General features: G+C 77.9%; 5 protein-coding genes. 2 read left to right on the plus strand and 3 right to left on the minus strand.

What is annotated here, in order from left to right; genetic code table 11:
* The first annotated feature begins 185 nt into the window (after nucleotides 1-185).
* A complete protein-coding gene (locus tag ACFQ11_RS37040) occupies nucleotides 186-1,091 on the plus strand; it encodes an aldose 1-epimerase family protein (RefSeq protein ID WP_378307521.1) in 906 nt (301 codons plus the stop codon).
* A complete protein-coding gene (locus ACFQ11_RS37045) occupies nucleotides 1,088-2,305 on the plus strand; it encodes a DUF6986 family protein (RefSeq protein ID WP_378307523.1) in 1,218 nt (405 codons plus the stop codon). Before ACFQ11_RS37040 ends, ACFQ11_RS37045 begins: the two co-directional genes overlap by 4 nt.
* Nucleotides 2,306-2,347: 42 nt before the next feature.
* On the opposite strand, the gene ACFQ11_RS37050 is transcribed toward ACFQ11_RS37045, so the two are convergent.
* The 3 genes from ACFQ11_RS37050 to ACFQ11_RS37060 all read right to left on the minus strand — a co-directional run.
* On the minus strand, nucleotides 2,348-2,935 hold the full coding sequence (locus tag ACFQ11_RS37050; RefSeq protein ID WP_378307525.1) for a nucleotidyltransferase family protein: 588 nt from the start codon (nucleotides 2,933-2,935) through the stop codon (nucleotides 2,348-2,350).
* Nucleotides 2,925-4,055 (minus strand): XdhC family protein, encoded by a 1,131-nt coding sequence (locus ACFQ11_RS37055; protein ID WP_378307527.1) that lies wholly within the window; start codon nucleotides 4,053-4,055, stop codon nucleotides 2,925-2,927. Before ACFQ11_RS37055 ends, ACFQ11_RS37050 begins: the two co-directional genes overlap by 11 nt.
* 205 nt (nucleotides 4,056-4,260) lie before the next feature.
* Nucleotides 4,261-5,001: vWA domain-containing protein (locus ACFQ11_RS37060; RefSeq protein WP_378307529.1), on the minus strand; the 741-nt coding region annotated here is incomplete at its 5' end.

Here is a 5,001-nt window from a genome sequence, read left to right on the forward strand (position 1 = left end):
GCTGCTGGCCGTGGGGCACACCTCCGGCACCGACCTGGCGCGCGGGCTGCTCGCCGGCTGCCGCGCGGCGGTCGCGCTGGGCGGCCCCCGCTGGATGAGCCGTGCCGGATGACGGACGGCGCGCGGCGCGCGGCGCACCGCGGACGGCGCCGTGTGACGACCGTGCGCTGGGGTAACGTCCGGGTATGACCGAAATGATCACCGGGACCCAGTACACGCTCGCCGCCGGGCCGTACCGGGCCGTCGTCACCGAGTCGGGCGCGAGCCTGCGGGAGCTGACCTGCGACGGACGGCCGCTCGTGCTGACCCACGGCGCGGACGAGCCGGCCCCGGCGGCGTTCGGGCACCTGCTGATCCCGTGGCCGAACCGCGTCGACCACGGCCGCTATGCGTACGGCGGGAAGGAGTACCGGCTCGACCTGTCCGAGCCGGAGAACGACTGCGCGATCCACGGGCTCGTCCGGTGGGCGTCCTGGACGGCCGCCGGGCACGAGCCGCACCGGGTGCGGCTGACGCACCGGCTGCTCGGGTCGGGCGGCTACCCGTTCCGCCTCGACCTCGAGGCCGAGTACGCGCTGGACGCCGACACGGGCCTCACCGTCCGGATGAGCGCGCACAACCCGGGGAGCGGCACCGCCCCGTACGGGCACGGCGCCCACCCGTACCTCACGGTCGGCGAGCCGCTCGACCGCTGCACCGTGACGCTGGACGCGGCCCGGTACCTCCCCGTGGACGACCGGATGATCCCGTCCGGCCCGGCGGCGGACGTCGCGGGCACCCGCCGGGACCTGCGGGACGGCCCCGTGCTCGGCGACCGGAAGATCGACAACGCCTACACGGACCTGGGCCGCGACGCGGCGGGCCGCTGCTGGGTGACGCTCGCGGGCGGCGGACGGTCGGTGCGGCTGTGGTCCGACGAGGCGCATCCCTGGATGGAGATCTACACCGCCGACGAGGCCCCCGACCCGCGCGCCGGGCTCGGCGTCGAGCCGATGACGTGCCCCCCGAACGCGTTCGCGTCCGGGGAGGGGCTGATCGATCTCGCGCCCGGCGCCACATTCCGCGGCTCATGGGGGATCATGGCGGGGTGAATCTCAGCGTTGCCTCGCTCGACGACCTGTCCGCCCGCATCGCCGCCGTCCGCGACGCGCACCGCGACCGCCTGCCCGGCGGCGCCGACGGCCGCCGGCCGGTGCACACCGTGTACGTCCCGGCGGACCGGTTCGCCGCCTCGACGCCCGCCGACTTCGGCGCCGAGGCGCTGCGGCTGCTCAACACCCACACCCCGGGCGACGGGTCGTTCGGGGCCGCGTTCGGCCTCGACCCGGAGGTGGCCGGGCCGGTCCGGGAGCGGGTCGCGGCCAAGCTGGCCGCCGAGCCGCTCGAGGACGTCCGGATCGATTTCGAGGACGGGTACGGCGTCCGCGCCGACGCCGAGGAGGACGCGGACGTCGGCCGGGTCGTCGAGGCCGTGGCCGCCGCGTACGAGGTGAAGGGGCTCCCCCACTACTGGGGGCTGCGGGTCAAGTCGTTCGCCGACGGCGGCCACGAGCGGGCCATGCGGACGCTCGACGGGTTCCTCACCGCCCTGCGGGACCGGCTCGGCCGGCTGCCCGGCGGGTTCACGATCACGTTCCCGAAGGTGCTCTCCGCCGAGCACGTCGCGCTGTTCACCGAGTACCTGGACCTGCTGGAGACGTCCCTCGGGCTGCCCGCCGGCATCCTGCGGTTCGAGATCCAGGTGGAGACCCCCGAGTCGGTCTTCGACGCGGACGGGCGGGTCGCGGCGCCCGCGATCGTGCGGGCGGCCGGGGGACGGCTGACCGGCGCGCACTTCGGCGTGTTCGACTACACCGCCGCCGTCGGGCTGCCGCCGGAGGAGCAGCGGCTCGACCATCCGGCGTGCGACTTCGCGCGGCACGTCATGCAGGTCGGGTTCGCCGGGACCGGGGTCCGGCTGTCGGACGGCTCCACCAACGTCGTCCCGCGCGACGACGGCCCCGACGAGGTCAACGCGGCGTGGGCGGCGCACGCCGCGCACGTCCGGCACTCGCTGCGGCACGGCTTCCACCAGGGCTGGGACCTGCACCCGGCGCACCTGCCCAGCCGCTACGCCGTCGTGTACGGGTACCACCTGACGGGCGTGGACGACGTCATCGCGCGGGTCCGGGCGTGGCGGGAGCGGTCCGGCGGCGGGGGCGGCGTGCTGGACGAGCCGGCGACGATCAGGGCGCTGACCGAGCGGCTCCGCCGCGCCGTGGACTGCGGCGCGCTCGACGAGTCCGCCGTCCCGCCCCTCTCCTAGGCGGTACCTCTGCTGGGCGGCGCCCCTGCTGCGCGGCGCCGCTCACCGGGGCCCGCCGCGGGTGAAGGCGTCCAGATCGGCGGGGGTGTCGATGTCGTCGGGCACCGCGACGCCGTCGCACGGCACCCGCGTCACCAGGTCGGGCCGGGCGCGCAGGAACGCCCGCGCGCCCCGGTCGCCCACCGCCGACGCGGCGGCCGCCGCGACGTGCTCGCCCGCCAGCAGGACGGGATTGCGCGGCGCGCCGCCGTAGGTCGCGACGGCGATCCGCGCGCCGCCCTCGTACGCGGCGATCAGCCGCCGGACGGCCGCGGCCGTCACCCCGGGCTGGTCGACGAGCGCGACGACCACGGCCGGGCAGCCGGGCGGCAGCGCGGCGAGCCCCGCGCGCAGCGACGACCCCATGCCCTCCCGCCAGTCCGGGTTCGGCACCACGACCGCGCCGGTCACCTCCACGGGGGCGGCGCCCGACACCACGAGCACCGGCGCGCAGCCCGCGTCCCGCAGCGTCCGCACCCCCCGGTCGACGAGCCGCTCGCCGGCCAGCTCCAGCAGCGCCTTCGGACGGCCGAACCGGCGGCCCTCCCCCGCCGCGAGCAGCAGCCCGGCCGGGGCCGCCTCACCCCTCATCGGACGCCCCCGGGCCGTGGATCCGGCCCGCGGTCTCGGTCAGCGGGCGCCCCGACCCGCCCCACCGCAGCTGCACCAGCTCCGCCGCGATCGACACCGCCGTCTCCTCCGGCGTCCGCGCGCCGAGGTCGAGGCCGATCGGCGACCGCAGCCGCGCCAGCTCGTCCTCGCCGAGCCCCGCCTCCCGGAGCCGCGCCAGCCGGTCGTCGTGGGTGCGGCGCGACCCCATCGCGCCCACGTACCCGGCCTCCGTGCGCAGCGCGATCTCCAGCAGCGGCACGTCGAACTTCGGGTCGTGCGTGAGCACGCAGATCGCCGTCCGCCCGTCCACGGCCTCCCCGGCGAGGTACCGGTGCGGCCACTGCACGATCACCTCGTCGGCGTCCGGGAACCGCTTCGGCGTCGCGAACACCGGACGCGCGTCGCACACCGTCACCCGGTACCCCAGGAACCGGCCGATCCGCGCGACGGCCGCCGCGAAGTCGATCGCGCCGAACACCAGCAGCCGGGGCGGCGGCGCGAACGCGTGGACGAACACCTCCAGCTCGTCCCGCCGCCGCTCCCCTTCCCGCCCGTAGCGCCGCACCCCCGTGACGCCCTGCGCGAGCATCCCCCGCGCGTCGTCGTCGACCGCCGCGTCCAGCCGCGCCGCGTGCGCCGCGCCGGGCGCGAGCGTCCCCGACGCCCGGTCCGGCCACACCACCCGCCGCGCGCCGATCCGGCCGGGCCCCCCGACGACCGTCGCGACTGCGACCGGGTCGCCCCGCTCGACGGCCGCGGCCACGTCGCCGAACTCGGGGAACGTGTCCGGGCCGACCGGCTCCACCAGCACGTCCAGGATCCCGCCGCAGGTCAGCCCGACCGCGAACGCGTCGTCGTCGCTGACCCCGTACCGCCGCACCACCGCCTCACCGGACGCCAGCACCTCGCGCGCCACCTCGTACACCGCGCCCTCGACGCAGCCGCCGGACACGCTCCCGGCCGCCTCCCCGCCCGCCGACACCGCCATCGCGGCCCCCGGCGGGCGCGGCGCGCTGCGGAACGTCCGCACCACCGTCGCCAGCCCGAACGTCTCCCCGGCGGCGTACCAGCCGCCGACGTCCGCCAGCACGTCACGCATGACCGCCTCCGTTCCCGGCCCCGCCCGGCCCGGCCGCGCCGTCGCCGCGCCCGGCCGGCGTCCGGTACGTCCCCTTCGCGACGCCGTCACCCACGGGCGCGCCTCCTTCCCGCGCCCGCGACACGCCCAGCCGGCCCCGCCCCACGACGCCTCCGCCCAACGACACCCGGACCCCGACGCCCGATACATCCCCCTCACGACACCGTCACCCACGGCCGCAGCTCCTTCCCGCGCCCGCGATGAGGCGGGCGAGGTGCTCCAGGGCGGCGAGGCTGTGGCCGGACGTGAAGTCGTCCACGTGCGGGAGCGCCGCTGCCATCCCGGCGGTGAGCGGCTCGTAGCCGGGACGCGCCCGGTGCGGGTTCGCCCAGATCACCCGGTGCGCGAGCCGGTGCAGGCGCGCCGCCTGCTCGCCGAGCAGGCCCGCGTCGCCGCGCTCCCAGCCGTCGGACGCGATGACGACGACCGCGCCGCGGGCCATGCCGGGACGCCCGAAGCGGTCGAGGAACTCGCGCAGCTCCTCGCCGAGGCGGGTGCCGCCGCTCCAGTCGGGGATCGCCGCGGACGCCGCCGCCAGCGCCGCGTCCGGGTCGCGGGCGCCCAGTTCCCGGGTGACGCGGGTCAGGCGCGTCCCGACGGTGAACGCCTCCGCCGCCCGGCCGCCGGACCGCACGGCGGCGTGCGCGAACCGCAGCAGCGCGTCCGCGTACGGTGCCATCGAGCCGCTCACGTCGACGATCAGCACGACGCGGCGGGGCCGGACGCGGGGCGCGCGGTACCGCGGCGGCGCCGTCTCGCCGCCGCGCCGGAGCGTCTCCCGGACGGTCCGGGACGGGTCGAGACGGCCGGTGCGCGCGGGCGCGGACCGGCGCGAGCGGCGGGGGTCGGCGCCCGCGTCCAGCAGCGCGATCAGCCGGGCGACCTCGGCGCGCTCGGCGGGCCCGAG

The sequence above is a fragment of the Actinomadura sediminis genome (genome assembly GCF_042675525.1).
Classification (GTDB): domain Bacteria; phylum Actinomycetota; class Actinomycetes; order Streptosporangiales; family Streptosporangiaceae; genus Spirillospora; species Spirillospora sediminis.